Below are 18,050 nucleotides of genomic sequence, written 5' to 3' on the forward strand. Positions count from 1 at the left end.
AAAAAGATTAAAAAAGACAATAAGAAAAATTCAGTTAATAGTGTAATACCGCAATCCTAACAACAATTAACTAAAGATTAATCTAATTAATATGGTCATTTATCATTAAATAATGAAATGCGATGAAGTTTATCAAAAAAAAAACGACGCGAGATAAATAATTCTAATAATAAAACTCGTTTATTAAATATTAGCAATAGTTAAACGCTAGTTAACTGTTCTAATTGAGTTAAATAATTTAAAGCTTGTACACGATTGTTGCCACACATCTCAATACAAGGCTTTAACCGACCACAAACTTTTGGTCTTGATGACTGTCCAAATAAGTCACATTGAAAATTAGCATTTAAATGAATGCATGCAACTCCAGCGGGTTTACCATTTGGCATACCAGGAATCATTGACGAAATTGAAGGCGCAATACAACAAGCACCACAGTTTTTTCGACATTGAAATAAGCTATCCGTTGTTTTTTTCATAATTTGACATTAATCGGTAAATTTTGTTGGTGACAATAGCAAGATAGCGCTAAAATAGCGAGCTAATTTTCAACTCTATTTTTAATAATCACGAAGAAGATATTATGGCTAAAGCAAATGAAATAAAACGTGGCGATGCAGTCACTTATAACGGTAAATTATTATTGGTTAAAGATATTGATGTTCAAAGCCCTAGTGCACGTGGCGCTAGTACACTTTATAAAATGCGATTTACTGATGTAAAAACTGGCGGTAAAGTCGAAGAACGTTTTAAAGGTGATGATATTATCGAAACCATTGAATTAATTCGTCGTCCGGTTAGTTTTTCATATATCGATGGTGATGAGTATGTCTTTATGGATAATGAAGATTACACGCCGTTTATCTTCAAAAAAGCGCAAATCGAAGAAGAGCTATTATTTATTCCTGAAGGGGGAATGAACGGTATTCAAGTGCTAATGGCTGATGGCGAGGTAGTTGCATTAGAGTTACCGCAAACGGTTGATTTAGAAATCATTGAAACTTCACCTAGCATCAAAGGTGCGTCTGCCAGTGCACGCACAAAACCGGCAACCTTATCAACTGGCTTAGTTATTCAGGTTCCAGAATACATTGATAACAACGAAAAAGTGAAAATTCATATTGCAGAACGCCGTTATATGAGCCGAGCTGAATAATCTATAAAATCGTGATGAATACATATAATCAAAATAAATTACATAAACGGTTACGTCGTCTAACTGGAGAAGCCATTGCCGACTTCAATATGATTGAAGATGGTGATCGGATTATGGTTTGCTTATCAGGTGGTAAAGATAGCTATACGCTACTCGATATTTTATTAAATTTGAAAATCAGTGCCCCGATCAATTTTGAACTAATTGCCGTCAATTTAGATCAAAAACAACCCGGTTTTCCTGAACATGTTTTGCCGCAGTACTTAGAGTCATTAGGTATTGAGTATAAAATTGTTCAAGAAAATACTTATGGTATCGTAAAAGAAAAAATTCCTGAAGGCAAAACAACGTGTTCACTTTGTTCTCGTTTGCGTCGTGGTATTTTATACCGCACCGCAACAGAGCTTGGCGCAACGAAAATTGCGTTAGGTCATCACCGCGATGATATTCTAGAAACGTTATTTTTAAATATGTTTTATGGTGGCAAACTTAAAGCAATGCCACCCAAATTGGTTAATGACTCAGGCGAGCATATTATTATTCGACCGCTTGCTTACTGCAAAGAAAAGGATATTGCAAAATATGCTGAAATTAAGCAATTTCCAATCATTCCATGTAATCTTTGTGGTTCACAACCTAATTTACAACGTCAAGTGATTAAAGAGATGCTAAACGATTGGGATAAAAAGTTTCCTGGTCGTATAGAAACCATGTTTAGAGCCACGCAAAATATTACGCTTTCACATTTATGTGATACTAACCTTTATGATTTTAAAGGTATCAAAAAAGGGGATATTGATGTCAATGGTGGCGACATGGCGTTTGATCGCGAAGATCTCCCCTCAGTAGTTGGATTTGATCCATCTGACCTTGAGGATCAAGACTTAATTCTTTGGAAAGAAGCAAACTAAATATTACGTCATTATCTACTTTTAAATAACCATTTATCGGCGAATGAGTAAACTCGCCGATAATCTTTCCCCTCATTAATTTTAGAGTTCGACACTCATCATCCCTTACAAATTTTGATCTTCCTCACGAATTAACAAAAAATTAATTAATTTTATTGTGGAATTCAAGTCATTTCAATAAAATTGGAACGTTCCAATTTTAAATGCTTTATATCACCAAATAAAATGACAACAATTTGAATCATTGAATTATAGGAGAACAATGTGAAACTACAGTTTTTGGGTACAGCAGCCTCGGAAGGTATCCCAAATCCTTTTTGTAAATGTGAAATCTGCGAGAAAACCCGCATACAAAAAGGTAAAAATATCAGGAGCCGAAGCTCCGTTATCATTGATGACATCATGCAAATTGACTTTGCACCCGAATTTAGTTACCAAGTTATGCGAGAAAATATTGATGTAACTAAAATTAAAGATTTGTTATTTACGCATACTCATCCAGACCATTTTAATGTCGGTGATCTATTTAGCCGTATGGTAGATTATGGCTTTAACATTGATCACCCGCTTTATATCTACGGCAATGATATCGCAATAAATGGGTGCTTACATGTGCTACCAGGTTACAGCCCTGAACGCTTTGTGTTTAATTTATTGGTCCCTTATCAGACTATTACCAGTTCTGCTGGCTATCATGTGACGCCTTTACTATCGAATCATGCAAAATGGGAATTTTGTTTTATCTACTTAATTGAAAAAGAGGGGAAAACTATTCTTCATGGTCATGATTCTGGCTATTTTCCTGAACTCACTTGGCAATGGCTCAAAAACAGCGGCAAAAAAATTGATTTAGCGATCTTTGAATGTACCTATGGCTATAAACAAGACGACCGCACCAATAATCATATGAGCATTGAAACTGTGATCGCCGCACAACAACGCATGATTAGTGAAAATATTTTTCATAATAAAACACAACTAATAACGTCGCATCATTCACATAGTAGTGGCTTTATGCACGATGAATTAGTGGAAATATTCAAACCTCATAATATAGAAGTCGCTTATGACGGCTTAATAAAAACAATTTAACACGGAGTTTTTTATGTTTAAAATACCACGTCTACTGGTAATGATGTTTTTACAATATTTTGTGCAAGGTGCATGGAATATGGTTATTGGGGCAGTCCTCGCTGCTTATGGATTAAAAGAGATTGTTGGATCAACTTACTCTGTATTAGGTATCGCAACCATCATTTCACCGTTATTTATTGGCATGATTGCGGATAGATTTATTGCATCACAAAAAGTGATGGGCATATTGCATATTCTCAATGCCGTTGTATTATTCTTGATTCCTAACTTTGTTGAAAACGGCAATATTGCTGGTTTTTTAATCATGATTTTCATCGTTGGTTTATTATTCTATCCAACAACAGCTTTAGCCAATAGCGTTAGCTTTAGACATATAGATGGTGTACGTTGGTTCCCAATTATTCGTGTATTTGGTACTATCGGCTTTATGATTGTAGGGTTGATTCTTGGTTACACAGGTTTTTCTAGTTCTATCAATTCATTTTTACTTGCTTCAGGTGCATCTGTTGTTTATGGCATTTATTGCTTCACACTACCTAATACACCACCAAGCAGCAAAAATAAAAAATTCTCTTTGCGCGATGCGATGTGTTTAGATGCATTATCACTTTTTAAAGATAAATACTTTACTATTTTTATGTTGTCCACTTTTATCTTAATGATAACTAAAACAGCTTATAGTGCTTATTTACCGGTTTATCTACCTGTTTTAGGATTAGAACCTGCATCAATGATGCAAATAGCTATCGCCACTGAAGTCTTATTTATGTTCCTTCTATCTTTCTTATTAGGTCGTTTTGGTTTCAAAAAAATCATTTTATTTGGCGCAATATGCTGGGTTATTCGTAGTTTAATGTTATCGTTAGCCGCCACTGCTGATGGTAGTACGATGTTCTTTTATATTATTGGCACATTACTTTTACAAGGTGTTTGTTGGGACTTCTTCTTTACCGCTGGTGATATTTATGTAGATAAAAAAGCAGGACCAGAAATCAAAGCACAAGCGCAAGGCTTACGTTTTATTGTTTCTAACGGCTTTGGCGTATTTATGGCCGCATCAGTTTGTGGATTTATCAACAATCGCGTAGTTACCGAAAAAACGCTGCCAAATGCTGGGCCACAATGGCAAGAATTTTGGATCTATCCTGCTGTAGTGGCAGCGATTGTTGCGATTGGTTTTTGGTTATTGTTCAAAGATAAAGATGTAATAATGGCACCGAAAGAAAAATCAAAATAATCTGATTTTAATTATCAAATCAAACAATATTGTTAGTGTGTTTATCATTAGCAATATTGTTTTTTTATCTCATCATTAATCAAATCAATAACTTGTTTTGAATCGTATTGTTTAGCCATCCACTTTGATAAATAATTACCTATGATGTTTTCAACACACCTTAAATTCACAGCCTTACCTTTTATACTATTTTCACGTATACCGTTAGCGTACTGCTGCTTAGCCACAGTGAGCCACGGATAGCTATTGATAATGCGTTGATTTTGAAAAATAGAGTTTTGTGCCGTTGCCCCACCCAACAACGCAATCTGTTCGCTAATTTCTGGCGAATATAGCCACTCAAAAAAAGATTTTATAGCCGCATCTTTTTGACTATACTTTGATACGCCTAAAGAACCACCACCAAATAAAGGCTTATTACCCGGCACTTTAGCATACCCCACCAACGGCAAAATGTTACGATGATTTATACAACTAAACAAATTCATATAAACAATTAGCATCGCTAACTTGCCTTGTTCAAATAATTTCACTGAATCTTGCCACCAAGTGGCATTAATATTTTTGGCTAGTTTAATAAAAGAGTGTAATTGAGTTAACGTTGTAAGTGCTATAGCAGTATCGAGCTGAGGTTGGGGTTGATTAAATAATTTTCCACCCTGTGCATAATAGCGGACTAAAAATTCGGAAGCGATGAGTTCATCATTACCTGAGGTAAAACAACTACCAAACTCTACTTGTGACTCCCCATTTTGCTGTCGATTAAAAAAAGCCGATATTTGATTAAAATCAGCAAAATTTGCCGGTACATCAAGTTGTTGACGAAACTGCTCAAAATAAGCGCGTTTAATTAACGGATCATCAAAAAGATCTTTACGATAAAACAGCATTTGTACACTTGGATCGAACGGCAAAGCATAAGCGATATTATTCACATAACTAAAACGGTCTATTATTTCAGGCGTATAGCGTGTAAAGATATTGGATAAATCAATTTGCAGTTCAGATAGCGGTTTAAATATTGAAGGGGCAAACCAAGGCAAACCCGCCATATCAATCCGAATAATATCCAGATATTGATGATGTTCTATATGATTAAGTATGTGATAAATCTCATCAAAAGGCTTAACTATTAAATTAACATTAATACCACTTATTTTGCTAAAGTGAGGTAATAATTTGACTACGGCTTGGGTTGACGGGCTGGGAAGGATTAAAAAATTAACTGTATCACCATCGTTAGTCTTGTCGTGGGGCAATGAATCAGGAAGTAAGGTAAATCCTTTATTTTCAGGTAAAGTAACTCGCTGGTCCTCAATTAAGTTGGCAATTTGCCGACTTAATATCCCATAATTCATATGATATTGATAAAAATGGTTTTCATAAAAAAAACTATGATTTGTTAATGTATAAATGGGTGGGCAAGATTGTAAACTTCCGAAATAATTAGCATTACGAACAAAATGTGCGCGCTCCATATCCATGGTAATGATGGCATCGTACTCTACTTGCTCATTTGCAAAAAAATTGAATGATAAATTATAGGTACTATTTGAAGGCATTGAAGTAATGCAATTTATCTCGACACGATAATTTTGTTGCTTAAAGGTTTGCTCTAACCCTTTTTTAAAAGATTGTGAATGAGTATGTTGATCAGAATTACTAAATAAACCAATATGCCGATAATTATTTTTTATCATTTCGCAGGCAATATCATGCCCAGCTTTTTCAAAATCTAATGATATGAATTTCAGCGCAGATTTTGGTTTACGGTAAACAAAAATAATTTTTTCTTTATCTACTTTTAGCGTTTGGTAATAACTTTGTGCGCTGTCTAAAGCGCTGACCACAATCACCGCATAATCGCGTTTTACAGCAATTTCTTGAATGAGTTGTAATTCAAACTCTTTTGAATCATAGGTTAAATATAAGGTTAATCCATAACCTAATCGATTTAAATAACTAAAAAGCCCATCATATAAATCGGCGTACTGTTCAGCGGTAATATTGGGTAACAAGACCGAAATCGTTTTGGTCGTTCCTTGTTTTAAAAATTTTGCTTGTAAGTTTAGTTGATACCCTAATGCTTGAGCGGCTTGCTCAACAAGTTTAATTTTTTTGACACTGACATTACCGCGACCATTTAGTACATTTGACACCGTACCATGTGATACACCCGCCATCTTAGCGATATCTTTAATCGTTGCCATTGATATTAAACTCCATAAATAACCGGTAATAACCCACTCAACTTAACTAACTATATGGTAACGTGTTGATATTAAAATCTTATTTGAACCTTAGATCATCACTCTATTTAATATAAGTTTGTTGAACCTTTATCAAACTTGCAAATGAAGCCTAACTAGTAGGTTAGTTTTAATAAGATATCAAGCATCATTGTTTTTTGATATCAAACTCGCTTATTAACCAATATTAAACCTTCAATTTAACCATTTATTCCAGCTCTGTTTTACTATTGCTCTTTCCTGTGTAAAACAAGAATTATCAACCGTACCGGGTAAAACTTGTAAGGCTAAACGATGAATTTCGTTACGCATATCGATATAAGCTTTTGTCAATTGCTGCGCTTGCTCATTATCCATAATTTGATATTTTGCAGCCAACTCTAAAATACGCACATTATCACTCCATTGCGTCATTTTAGGTTGTTGATGAGCATAATTAAGTACCAAAAACTGAGACAAAAATTCAATATCGCCAATTCCACCTTCATCAATTTTTAAATTAAATAAGTCTGATTGTGTGGAGCCTAAATGGCTTCTCATCTTTTCGCGCATCTCTCTTACTTCAGTTTTTAATCGATTTTCATCTCGAGGTTGGCTTAATATACTATGACGAATCTGATTAAAGCGATCAATGAGTGCGGATTCGCCATAAACAGCTCTTGCTCGAACCAAAGCTTGGTGTTCCCATGTCCATGCTTCATTCATCTGATAATCTTCAAATGAATCTAAACTGCACGCTAATAGTCCAGCATCACCTTGTGGTCGCAAGCGGACATCAACTTCATAAAGAATACCAAAGCTGGTTCGTACATTAAATAGGTGAATTATTCGTTGTACTAGTCGTAAGTAAAATTGACGACTATCGATCTGCTTATCGCCATTGGTCATGCTATGAACGGGGCAATCATGTAAAAAAACTAAATCTAAATCAGAGCCATAACCCAGTTCCCATCCACCTAATTTACCATAAGCAATCACAACTAACCCTTTTTGATTATCCTCTAAATGTTCAGGTTTACCATAACGACCCACCATCTGATTCCAGGCCATTTGAACAACAAAATCAAGGAGCGATTCTGCAACATAGGTTAAATGATCGCTGACTTTCATGGTCGATAATACATGCTCAACATCAGCCGCCGCGATATGCAGCAGTTGCATCTGTTTAAACTGCCGTAGTGCTTCAAGTTGTTGTTCTTCATCATCCGATAAAATACGTAATAGGTATTGGTAGAGCTGATTTTTATACTCTTGTGGCGCAAGTGTTTGATACAATGAATTAATATCAATTAGTTCATCAAGCAAAATTGGATAATGTGCAAGCTGATCGCTAATCATAGGCGATGCACTGCATAATCGAATTAATTGTTTTAATGCTGTTGGATATTCTAATAACAGTTCTAAATAGGTGGTACGGCTTACAATATTTACCAATAATGGCAAAATACGTGATAATACCATCAAGCTATGACTATCATTACAGCAAGCATCAAGTAAGCGTGGCATGAGTTGATCGAGTATTTCTCGTCCACGTACGCCGATAGTACGTTTACCAATATCATTACGGAATTGTAAAAGTAATTGGTAGAGCTGATTAGCTTTCTCATCTGAATAATCAGGTAATAGTGCTTGCACATCACTCAATTGCAAATCAGGCACCCATAATTCATCAAATTGGTCATTATAAGGTTTAGTTTTAGTTGAGGATTCATTGTCATCCTCACCAATTAATTCATTAAATATTTGACGATTCGCCTGCATTCGAACAAATAATTCCGTTTCAAATTCTTGCCAAGTGCCAAACCCCATAGACAATGATAACCGAGCTTTATTTAATTCATCGTCGGGAAGTGTTTGTGTTTGTTCATCATTGATTGCTTGCAATACATTTTCACAACGACGTAAAAATAGGTAGTTTTCACGTAAAATTGAGACTTCCTGATAATTCAATAACTGTTCATGTTCAATGACTTGTAGTGCGGTTAACAGTGAGCGAGTCTGTAATCCAACAACTCGCCCACCACGAATAAGTTGAAAAACTTGTACAATAAATTCAATTTCACGAATGCCACCTGCACCCAATTTGATATTATTTTTTAAACCTCGACGACGAACCTCGCGTTCAATCATACTTTTCATGTTGCGCAATGATTGTAATACACTAAAATCAATATAACGACGATAAACAAATGGCTTGAGAAGTTGATATAGTTCAACAGTATAATGATCTTGTTGATTACCCAGCACTTTTGCTTTCACCATCGCATAACGTTCCCAATCACGACCTTGTTCTTGATAATAGTCTTCCATCGACGAAAAACTCAAAACAAGCGGGCCACCATCGCCTAAAGGACGTAAGCGCATATCAACTCGGTAGACAAAACCATCTTCGGTAACTTGATCTAACGCTCTAATTAAACGTTGTCCCAAACGCGTAAAAAACACAGCATTATCTAATTCGCGACGACCGCCTTGTGTTTGTCCATGTTCAGGATAAGTAAAAATAAGGTCAATATCAGATGAAAAATTAAGCTCTCCCCCTCCTAATTTTCCCATGCCCAGGATAAGTAAAGGTTGCGCTTGTCCTTGCAAATTACACGGCGTACCCCACTCTTTACAACTCAGTTCATAAAGCCAATCTCGCGCAGTGATGATAATCACCTCTGCCAAGTGAGTAAGTTGCAATAAAATTTGCTCATCGCTACTGGTTTGCGTTAATTGTGACCATTCAAGCCTCACTAAGATATAACGCCTAAATAATCTTAACGCTTTCATGAGCGTCAATTCATCAGATACCGACGCTAACTTTTGATTTAACCATTGTTGATAGTTACGTCTTTCATCAGTCTGAGGGGGATTGTTAACAATGTCTGTCAACCATTCTGGAAACCGATAAAAAGCATCAACGATAAAATCACTTTGAACCAAAATATCTAAATTAACGTGAACATCATTAGGATCACATTGAGTCAATTGTGAGATAATTTTCTGCTTTTTATCATTAAGGAGTGAAGTTAATTCTGACATATTATTAGCTCATATAAAATTTGGTTGATTGATAAGTTGACGCTGTTTAAAAAACAGTTTTACCGATACCCGAGTGACAAAACAACCTAACACGCACAAGATCAAAAGAAATAGGTACCACAAACCTATTTCTATGGTGTCTGATAGATATTCATTTGCGATTAATCCCATCAATTGGATTAATCCAAACATCAATGCTAACGTTAAACAACAAAGAATCAAAAAAGCCCATAAAGAACTCAAGATCAGTTTTTTTATTTCTAAATGGTTTTTTACAGCCGTAAAACCGTTACGTAAAGCAAAATAACCTAATGTATTTACTACAATTAGAAAAGTAAACAATATGCCAGTTCTAACCAAGTTAGCAAACAAAGACGTATAAAAAACGTTCTGCAGGTGAAAAAAACTAAATAACAAAGTTAAAAAATACCCATTAAATAGCACGATATACAATGATAAATGTAAATTTTTATTTTGCTGCCTGGTTAGGCAATAATGGGGATAAATAAGGTATTTTTTAAATAATTTCATGCCTAAATAAAACATCATTGCTATCACAACATAGCCAATTATCATCAATACGATAACCAAAATCCATGAGGTTAATATAGATGGTTTCGATGATGAACTTTGATTTAAGAGAGGAACAACATATTGATTTAGATAGTATTGACTAACCAGCGTTATCAATGTGATGACAATTGAAATAATGAAAATAAAACTAACATTACGCCAATGGATTTGATAAATAGCTTGTCGAGATAAAAGCAGCGTTGAGATAATAAAAATAAATAATAAATTGGGTAATTGAATTAAGAAATGCGTTAAAAGCACATTACCCACTACCCAATAAAACGATCTTTGCCCAATGGTTGGTGAAAAAAACAGGCTAATGTCAAAAAAACAAGAATAACCTGTTAGCAAAATAACGTTAATTAGCAGAAAAAATAATATCGTCAATAAAGGTAATTTAAAAAAATTAACGGGCATTTAATGTTCCATAATGATTTAAAACATATTGCTAAAACACTACCGGTTATTTTGAGCTAATAACATTAACTTCAATTTAGTATTTACCTCACGATAAGCAAAATCGCTTACTGATTTAATCGATTGTAACGCATGCTGCCATTGATTGAATTCAGGTTCAATGAAAACACCCTTTTCTAATAAAGCTTGTTGAACTTGTTGTAATGTGTGTTGATAAAAGTTGAGATCGTTATTAGCTAAGGCATACTCTTCATTTTGTTGCCAGAATTTTAAAATATCAGGTAAGCTTTGTTGACAACTTAAATTAATTTCACTGTGGTTAATTGGTTGATTTTTTAATAATCGATAACCTCTTGCTGCTTTGCTTTGCGAAAAAAGGTGCAAATCAAACCGAGCTAATTCAATAGCAAAATTAATCAAATCTTGCTTATTACCCTGTTTTATCTCTAATTCAACTTCTTGGATGGGTAATTTTGTTCCATTCGACTCGATTTCACCTTGGTCTAAAGCTACTTCTATTTCGCTATTAGCAAATAAAATTAACCAAGCTTGGCGTTTAAAATTGGTGCTAAATAAAGGTTTAAGATGATTTTGTAGTTGGTTAATATCGCAATCTTTTGGTAGTGCAGCTTTAGGCAAAGCCGTTATATCAAGGTGTGGGCTGGGTAAATCAATATTGTATTCAGCGCGTTGATGCAAACCCGCTATTGATTGAGAATCACGCTTAAGAGTCATTTCACAATGTTGATTTGAACCTTGTTCACTTACTCTGACTCTTAATCCACAGCCATTATTACGCAAATAATAGTCTGGAGTATCATAATAAGTGTTTAATAAGATTAATTGTGAAATTCTTGGCTGCGTTTGCCCACTATCTATATACTCAGCAGCATCACAATTCACCCACTGGTTTAAAAACAACGTTAGGTCAGCAATTTGGCGATTAGTTATTTCAAACTTCAATTCGATTTCGTTCATTAATCTATAGTCTATAATGATAATTTACACATATCATATACCGATTTAACTCAGAAATATAGGCACTCAAGGTGCCAACGAAAAGGTTTGTTTTTGTAGCTTATAAAGCTTAGCAAACAGTTGATTGTTATTCATTAATTGTTGATAACTACCTTGCTCGACAAGAGTACCTTTATCTAATACTATTATCTGATCTGCCGAAATGACGGTTTTTAAACGATGCGCAATCACAATTACCGTGCGATCTTTCACCAGTTCAGCAATAGCTTGCTGAATATAAACTTCATTTTCGGGATCAAGTGAAGCTGTTGCTTCATCAAGTAACACAATCGGCGCATTTTTTAATAAAGCTCTTGCTATTGAAATACGTTGTCTTTCACCACCAGAAAGCTTACTCCCATTTTCACCAATTAAAGTATTCCAACCATTCGGTAAGCGTGCAACTAACTCATCACAACGCGCTTTTTTTGCAGCTTGCATCACTTCTTCATCTGTCGCATTATGGCGACCAATACGGATATTATTTAAAATGGTATCATCAAATAACACAACATTTTGAAAAACAAACGACATATAACGCATCAAGGTTTCTGGATCGATGTCTTTGATATCAAATCCACTAATGCTAATTGTGCCACTATCGACATCCCAAAAACGCGCAATTAATTGTAATAACGTACTTTTACCACTGCCAGATGGACCGACTAATGCTGTCATTTTTCCTGAGGGTATAACGCAACTTAAATCGTGAATAACGGTTTTTTGATGATAGGAAAAATTAATATGATTAATATCAATTGTGAAATCATTTAAAACGACATCATCACGACCTTCCATAACTGATTCTTTATTAAGACTCTTCATACGCTCAATCGAAACCAACATATGAAACAGTTCAGGTAACAGCGTTAATACCGAAATTAAAGGGCTGTAAATTCGAGAACTAATGATCACAAATGCTAAAAAAGTAATGGGCGCTAAGCTACCTGAAACCATTAATTTTACCCCCACTAATACCACTACCCCCAGCCCTACTTGTAACATCATGATAGATAACGTGACAAATATACCGCCAATGCCTTCGAATTTAATCGATGCCCACATCATATTCTTTAATGCTTTATCCAGTTGTTGAAATTTTTCTCCACTGCGTCCAAAACCTTTAATAATTTTAATACCATCAAGATACTCTTGTACTTCATTCGACACCGCTAATTTTGATTCGATATGCTTATGGCTTAGTTTTTTTTCAATCAACTTACCGACAACTACAATCAGCAATGATAATGGTAATGTACACAGTATGGCTCCAGCCATTCGCCAGTCATAAAAAGCAAGTAAACTACAGGTAATTATGCTACTACATGAATAACCAATTAGTTGGGGGATAACGTGACTTAACATACTTTCAATCGTTGAGCAGTCACCCATGATATTGGTCGTCAATTCAGATAAATCCTTACGATTAAAAAAGCTTAGGGGCAGTTTTCGAATTTTTTCGGCGACTTCAATTCGAGTATTAGCGGCTTGTCCAAAAGCACTCGCGTAAGTTTTTTTATATTCTCGTTGATAACAATATAAAAATAACAAAGCGGCTAAAACGCCAAAGGCAACCATTATCCATAAATCATCTTTATTAATAGGCACATTATTGATTAATGGGTTTATCAGTAACACCATAACTTGCAATAAAATAATAAAAGGGAGCATTAATGTCAGATTAGAAATAGTGCAAGCAATCGTAGCTTGAATTAGATTTTTATTTCCCACATCTGATAGCATCAGTAAACGTTTAAACATCTCGCACCTCATTAACATGATTTATTTGCCTATCATTTGCTTCAACTGCCTGATTACTTTGTGGCATATCCCAATCTAATGTTTTTTGATAGTACTGCCACATCTTGTAATAGGTTGCGTGATTGTCAATTAGTGTTTGGTGCGCACCTTTTTCAACAATATGACCTTTATCTAAAACAATTATTTGGTCAGCATCTTTAATGGTAGAGAGCCGATGCGCAATCATAATGACTGTTTTATCTTTCATTAACGCTTTTAATGCTAGTTGAATCTTATATTCATTTTCAGGATCGGCAAATGCCGTCGCTTCATCCAAGATCAAAATAGGCGAATTTTTTAATAATGCTCTTGCAATAGCCAAACGTTGCATTTCACCCCCCGATAGATGTAAGCCTTGTGTACCAATAACTGAATTATAGCCATCCGGTAGCTTTTCAATAAAATCATGACATTGTGCCGCTTTCGCAGCAGCAATCACTTCATCAAGTGATGCATGAGGTTTGCCGATTCTGATATTGTCTAAAATGCGTTGTTTAAATAAAAAAACATCCTGAAAAACAAAACTGACTAACGATAACAAGTAATCACTGTTCATCTGCTTTAAATCAACACCACCAATAGTGATATGCCCACTGGTAGGATCAAAAAATCGTGGTATCAGTAAAGAAATGGTACTTTTACCACTGCCAGATAAACCAACTAAAGCTGTAGTTTGACCTTGTTTTGCAGTGAATGTTATATGACTGATTGCATTATTATTGACAGATTGGTCATCAATTTGATTGTTAGAGTAAGAAAAATTCACATCATTAAAACATATATCATAATGATCTGTTTTTAAACCTATTTTAGGCTCAGGCAACAAAGGTATATTCAATACCGCATCCATAGTTTGCACACTAGTTGCTGAATTTTGAAAATTCCTAGTAACATAAAGTAATTTAAAGAACGGTGCTGGTAACCCTAAAGAAAAAATCAAATAAAAAATAGCAGACAGTATAAAATGAGCGTAATTATCAGTATGCCCTAATAATAAAATAATGATTGGAATAATAAAAAGGTAAATATTATTTAATATCAATAAGAAAAAAGCCATGTGATATTTGAAACAATAGATAAATTTTAAGCAATATAACTGGTAAGCTTTAATTGACTGATAAAAGCGTTTAAATGAAAAAAAGGTTTGATTGAAGGCTTTAACAACAGTAATACCACGAATATATTCGACAGATGCATTACTCATTTCAATTAATCTTTTTTGAAACTCTTGTTGATGATGTTTAACATCTTGACGTTTATAACCACTGATTAACACAATATAGGCAAGCATTATAGGGAATAACGTCGCTAAACCTAATCGCCAATCAAAGACAGCTAAAATAATGAAAATCATAACAGGGGAAGCAAACGCCCCAACCATGTCGGGTAGTTGGTGAGCGATAAATTGTTCAATTTTTTCGATATCATCATCAACAATCTTACGTAATTCTCCACTCGAATGCGTGTAAAAAAAACCTAATGGTAATAGGGATAAGTATCTTACAAAATTATATTTTAAATGATAGAGAGTTTTGAAAGCCGCATAATGTGAAAAACATAATCCCAAAAAGTTTAATAAAATGGATACCGCTGCTGAAATAAAAGCTAACCAACCATAATTGATAATTAAATCATTATTTAACGCCGCACCACTACTGATACTCATTACTATTTCATAAATAATAAAATATATGGCGATAAACGGGATAAAAGAAACGGCTACACTAACAATTGAAAATAGACAAGCGAAAGTCATTAAAACCTTATAATTAAATGCTAACTCCCAAAGTCTTGAACTTGCAGTTTTATTACTGGACTTCATAAAATTAACCAACTTTCATTTAATAATAATAATCATTATCAATTATAAAAAATAAAATAACAATATTTTTTGTGCGTTTAGCTATTAAAAAATAACTATTACACCTGTAGATTAATTTTTATAAAGTACATCATGAGATCTTGCTTACAGAGGTGCAAGCAAGACATTAGTAGGGTTTATAACGCAGTCACTAAGCAAGTAAGAACAATTATGAAAGGTTAATTATTTTACAACTCTAAATGGATTAGTGGTTTTTTTATTGGTTGATTCAGGTTGTGTGTCACTATTTTTGGTCTGAGCATGATATTGAGGTTCATCTTCAAATCCCATCCCTACCCCATTTTCACGTGCATAAATAGCTTCAATAGCGGCCATTGGCACAACAATGTGTTGAGGAACACCAGAAAATCTAGCATTAAATTCAATTTGTTCATTAGACGCAAAATATTGACCAACTGAATGTGGCGCAATATTTAAGACTATCTGATTATTTTGGACAAATTCTTGAGGAACAATCACACCATAAATTGAAGTATTAACAACAATATATGGCGTTAGTTCATTATCAATAATCCAATCATAAAAAGCCCTAAATAAATAAGGGCGCCTTGGTGTCATTTGTTCAAGATCCATAAAAACTACCTATTTCAACAGTTTTATCAACGAGATAAAAATTTACTTAAGATCTTATCTTTTTTTCTTCTTCAGTTAATGAGTTAACAAAAGCTGGACGTTCAAAAATACGTGCCATATAAGCTAGATAATTCTTCTCAGCTACTTTTGGCAATTCAATACCAATCATTGGTAAACGCCATAGTAATGGGGCAAAATAACAATCACATAATGTGAAATCATCACTCATAAAATACGGTTTTTCTTTGAACATAACCGAAATGGAAACCAAATCATCAAGCAAATTTTTACGCGCAGTTTTTGCAGCTTGGCTATTAGGATCGGCAATGATGGTTTCATAAGCGCTATACCACTCTTTTTTAATGCGGTACATGGTTAAACGAGAATTTGCACGAACAATCGGATAAACAGGCATTAAAGGTGGATGAGGGAAGCGTTCATCAAGATATTCTAACGCAATATGAGGTTCATATAATGTTAGATCGCGATCAATCAAAGTTGGAATTGTACCATAGGGATTAAGATCTAGAAGTTCTTGAGGTAAATTATCTGCCGTTACAAACTCAATTTCAGCAGTTACCCCTTTTTCTGCCAGCACAAAACGAATTTGATGGCCGTAAATATCTGTTGTATCACAAAATAATGTCATTACAGAACGTTTATTAACAGCAACAACCATGTTCACTCCAAATATGCAAAATTAAAAAAAGTTTAGAATTTAACTATTCTAGCAAATTGGATAACAAATTTGTTAAAAAAAATTAATTTTCTTGTTATCTTTCTCTAAACAACAGCAATTTGACAAAAGTTTAAGAATAAATATACATCTTAAAACAAAGGTTTGAATTTAATTAACATAATAAAATAAAATAAAAACAATAAATTAATAAAATTAATGTTTTTTATCAATTAACAAAATTACATTTACCCGTCAGACTATGAATTAGCATCTAATTAAAATCCAAATAAAAAAACCCAGTCGAAACTGGGTTTTTGCAAACAATTTTGTAACCTTTGTACAAAAAATAATTAACGTTTGCTGAATTGTGGACGACGACGTGCTTTGCGTAGACCCACTTTTTTACGTTCAACTTGACGCGCATCACGAGTAACAAAGCCCGCTTGACGTAATGAAGAACGTAAAGTTTCATCATATTCCATTAATGCACGAGTAATACCGTGACGAATCGCACCCGCTTGACCTGAAATACCCCCACCTTTAACAGTGATGTAAAGATCAAGTTTGTCAGTCATTTCAACTAACTCTAAAGGTTGCATCACAACCATACGAGCAGTATCACGACCAAAGTATTGCTCTAATGAACGTTTATTAATAACGATATTTCCACTACCTGGTTTAATAAACACGCGAGCAGCAGAACTTTTGCGGCGACCTGTACCGTAATATTGATTATCAGCCATCTTCTATCCCCTTAAATATCTAATACTTGCGGTTGTTGTGCCGCATGATTGTGCTCATTACCAGCATAAACTTTTAGTTTACGGTACATTGCACGACCAAGAGGACCTTTCGGTAGCATGCCTTTGACAGCAATTTCGATGACTTGTTCAGGATGACGTTCAATCATTTCTTTAAAAGTCGCTTCTTTAAGTCCACCGATGTAGCCAGTATGACGATAATAGATCTTATCAGTGCGTTTTTTGCCTGTTACAGCAACTTTTTCTGCATTGATAACGATAATATAATCACCTGTATCAACATGTGGTGTATATTCTGCTTTGTGTTTACCACGCAAACGGCTTGCGATTTCAGTAGCTAAACGACCTAGCGTTTTACCTGCTGCATCAACAACATACCAGTCGCGTTTAACTGTTTCTGGTTTAGCTGAAAAAGTACTCATTCGTAATTATCCAATTTTTAATTAATCTCACGTTAATAAATCATTTGATTTATTTACACTTTTTGATTGTTGCTATTAACTAACTAACCCCTTCGAGTTGTTACATTAACTTTGACAACCGAAAACAGTGTTGGGAAAAACACTGTTGTAACGTGGGTTGCAATATTATACAGAAATATAATAAAAGCGCTACATTTTAAATAAAAAATCATGGCATGCGAAAACACTTGCTGATAAACTCTAAGCGAACT

General features: G+C 34.4%; 15 protein-coding genes. 4 read left to right on the plus strand and 11 right to left on the minus strand.

Annotated features, from left to right (window positions below):
* Positions 1–200: 200 nt before the first annotated feature.
* The gene (locus J3U56_RS02635) at positions 201–479 is read right to left on the minus strand and encodes a YkgJ family cysteine cluster protein (protein WP_267343853.1); all 279 of its coding nucleotides are present in this window, start codon (positions 477–479) and stop codon (positions 201–203) included.
* Positions 480–583: 104 nt separating this feature from the next.
* Between J3U56_RS02635 and yeiP the strand changes: the two genes are divergently transcribed.
* From yeiP to J3U56_RS02655, 4 genes are all read left to right on the plus strand, one after another.
* On the plus strand, positions 584–1,156 hold the full coding sequence (yeiP, locus tag J3U56_RS02640; protein WP_065634563.1) for an elongation factor P-like protein YeiP: 573 nt from the start codon (positions 584–586) through the stop codon (positions 1,154–1,156).
* A gap of 14 nt (positions 1,157–1,170) precedes the next feature.
* Positions 1,171–2,067, plus strand: a complete 897-nt coding sequence (gene ttcA / locus J3U56_RS02645; protein ID WP_267333078.1) for a tRNA 2-thiocytidine(32) synthetase TtcA — start codon at positions 1,171–1,173, stop codon at positions 2,065–2,067.
* A 264-nt stretch (positions 2,068–2,331) separates the two neighbouring features.
* Positions 2,332–3,159 (plus strand): MBL fold metallo-hydrolase, encoded by an 828-nt coding sequence (locus J3U56_RS02650; RefSeq protein ID WP_267333079.1) that lies wholly within the window; start codon positions 2,332–2,334, stop codon positions 3,157–3,159.
* 13 nt (positions 3,160–3,172) lie between these two features.
* A complete protein-coding gene (locus tag J3U56_RS02655; protein WP_267333080.1) occupies positions 3,173–4,399 on the plus strand; it encodes an MFS transporter in 1,227 nt (408 codons plus the stop codon).
* Between the two features lie 47 nt (positions 4,400–4,446).
* Here J3U56_RS02655 and J3U56_RS02660 read toward each other — a convergent pair whose 3' ends face one another.
* The 10 genes from J3U56_RS02660 to rplM all read right to left on the minus strand — a co-directional run bounded on the left by J3U56_RS02660 (position 4,447) and on the right by rplM (position 17,799).
* Positions 4,447–6,609: an extracellular solute-binding protein gene (locus J3U56_RS02660; RefSeq protein ID WP_267366605.1), complete on the minus strand. Its 2,163-nt coding sequence runs from the start codon at positions 6,607–6,609 to the stop codon at positions 4,447–4,449.
* 234 nt (positions 6,610–6,843) lie between these two features.
* Positions 6,844–9,675, minus strand: a complete 2,832-nt coding sequence (glnE, locus tag J3U56_RS02665; RefSeq protein WP_267366607.1) for a bifunctional [glutamate--ammonia ligase]-adenylyl-L-tyrosine phosphorylase/[glutamate--ammonia-ligase] adenylyltransferase — start codon at positions 9,673–9,675, stop codon at positions 6,844–6,846.
* A 9-nt stretch (positions 9,676–9,684) separates the two neighbouring features.
* The gene (locus tag J3U56_RS02670) at positions 9,685–10,665 is read right to left on the minus strand and encodes a hypothetical protein (RefSeq protein ID WP_267366609.1); all 981 of its coding nucleotides are present in this window, start codon (positions 10,663–10,665) and stop codon (positions 9,685–9,687) included.
* A gap of 39 nt (positions 10,666–10,704) precedes the next feature.
* The gene (locus J3U56_RS02675; RefSeq protein WP_267333084.1) at positions 10,705–11,628 is read right to left on the minus strand and encodes an inorganic triphosphatase; all 924 of its coding nucleotides are present in this window, start codon (positions 11,626–11,628) and stop codon (positions 10,705–10,707) included.
* Positions 11,629–11,709: 81 nt separating this feature from the next.
* A complete protein-coding gene (locus J3U56_RS02680) occupies positions 11,710–13,443 on the minus strand; it encodes an ABC transporter ATP-binding protein (protein WP_267366611.1) in 1,734 nt (577 codons plus the stop codon).
* Positions 13,436–15,304, minus strand: coding sequence for an ABC transporter ATP-binding protein (locus J3U56_RS02685; protein WP_323849436.1), 1,869 nt, complete (start codon positions 15,302–15,304; stop codon positions 13,436–13,438). The genes J3U56_RS02680 and J3U56_RS02685 overlap by 8 nt, the downstream gene beginning before the upstream one ends.
* Positions 15,305–15,526: 222 nt before the next feature.
* Positions 15,527–15,937 carry a ClpXP protease specificity-enhancing factor gene (locus J3U56_RS02690; RefSeq protein ID WP_267333087.1) on the minus strand — a complete coding sequence of 137 codons (411 nt, stop codon included), beginning with the start codon at positions 15,935–15,937 and terminating at the stop codon, positions 15,527–15,529.
* A gap of 46 nt (positions 15,938–15,983) precedes the next feature.
* Positions 15,984–16,616, minus strand: coding sequence for a stringent starvation protein SspA (gene sspA, locus J3U56_RS02695; protein WP_267333088.1), 633 nt, complete (start codon positions 16,614–16,616; stop codon positions 15,984–15,986).
* A gap of 350 nt (positions 16,617–16,966) precedes the next feature.
* On the minus strand, positions 16,967–17,359 hold the full coding sequence (gene rpsI / locus J3U56_RS02700; RefSeq protein WP_034901366.1) for a 30S ribosomal protein S9: 393 nt from the start codon (positions 17,357–17,359) through the stop codon (positions 16,967–16,969).
* 11 nt (positions 17,360–17,370) lie between these two features.
* Positions 17,371–17,799, minus strand: a complete 429-nt coding sequence (gene rplM, locus J3U56_RS02705; protein ID WP_065566227.1) for a 50S ribosomal protein L13 — start codon at positions 17,797–17,799, stop codon at positions 17,371–17,373.
* Positions 17,800–18,050 lie beyond the last annotated feature (251 nt).

It is taken from the genome of Gilliamella sp. B2824, assembly GCF_026536245.1.
GTDB lineage: Bacteria > Pseudomonadota > Gammaproteobacteria > Enterobacterales > Orbaceae > Gilliamella.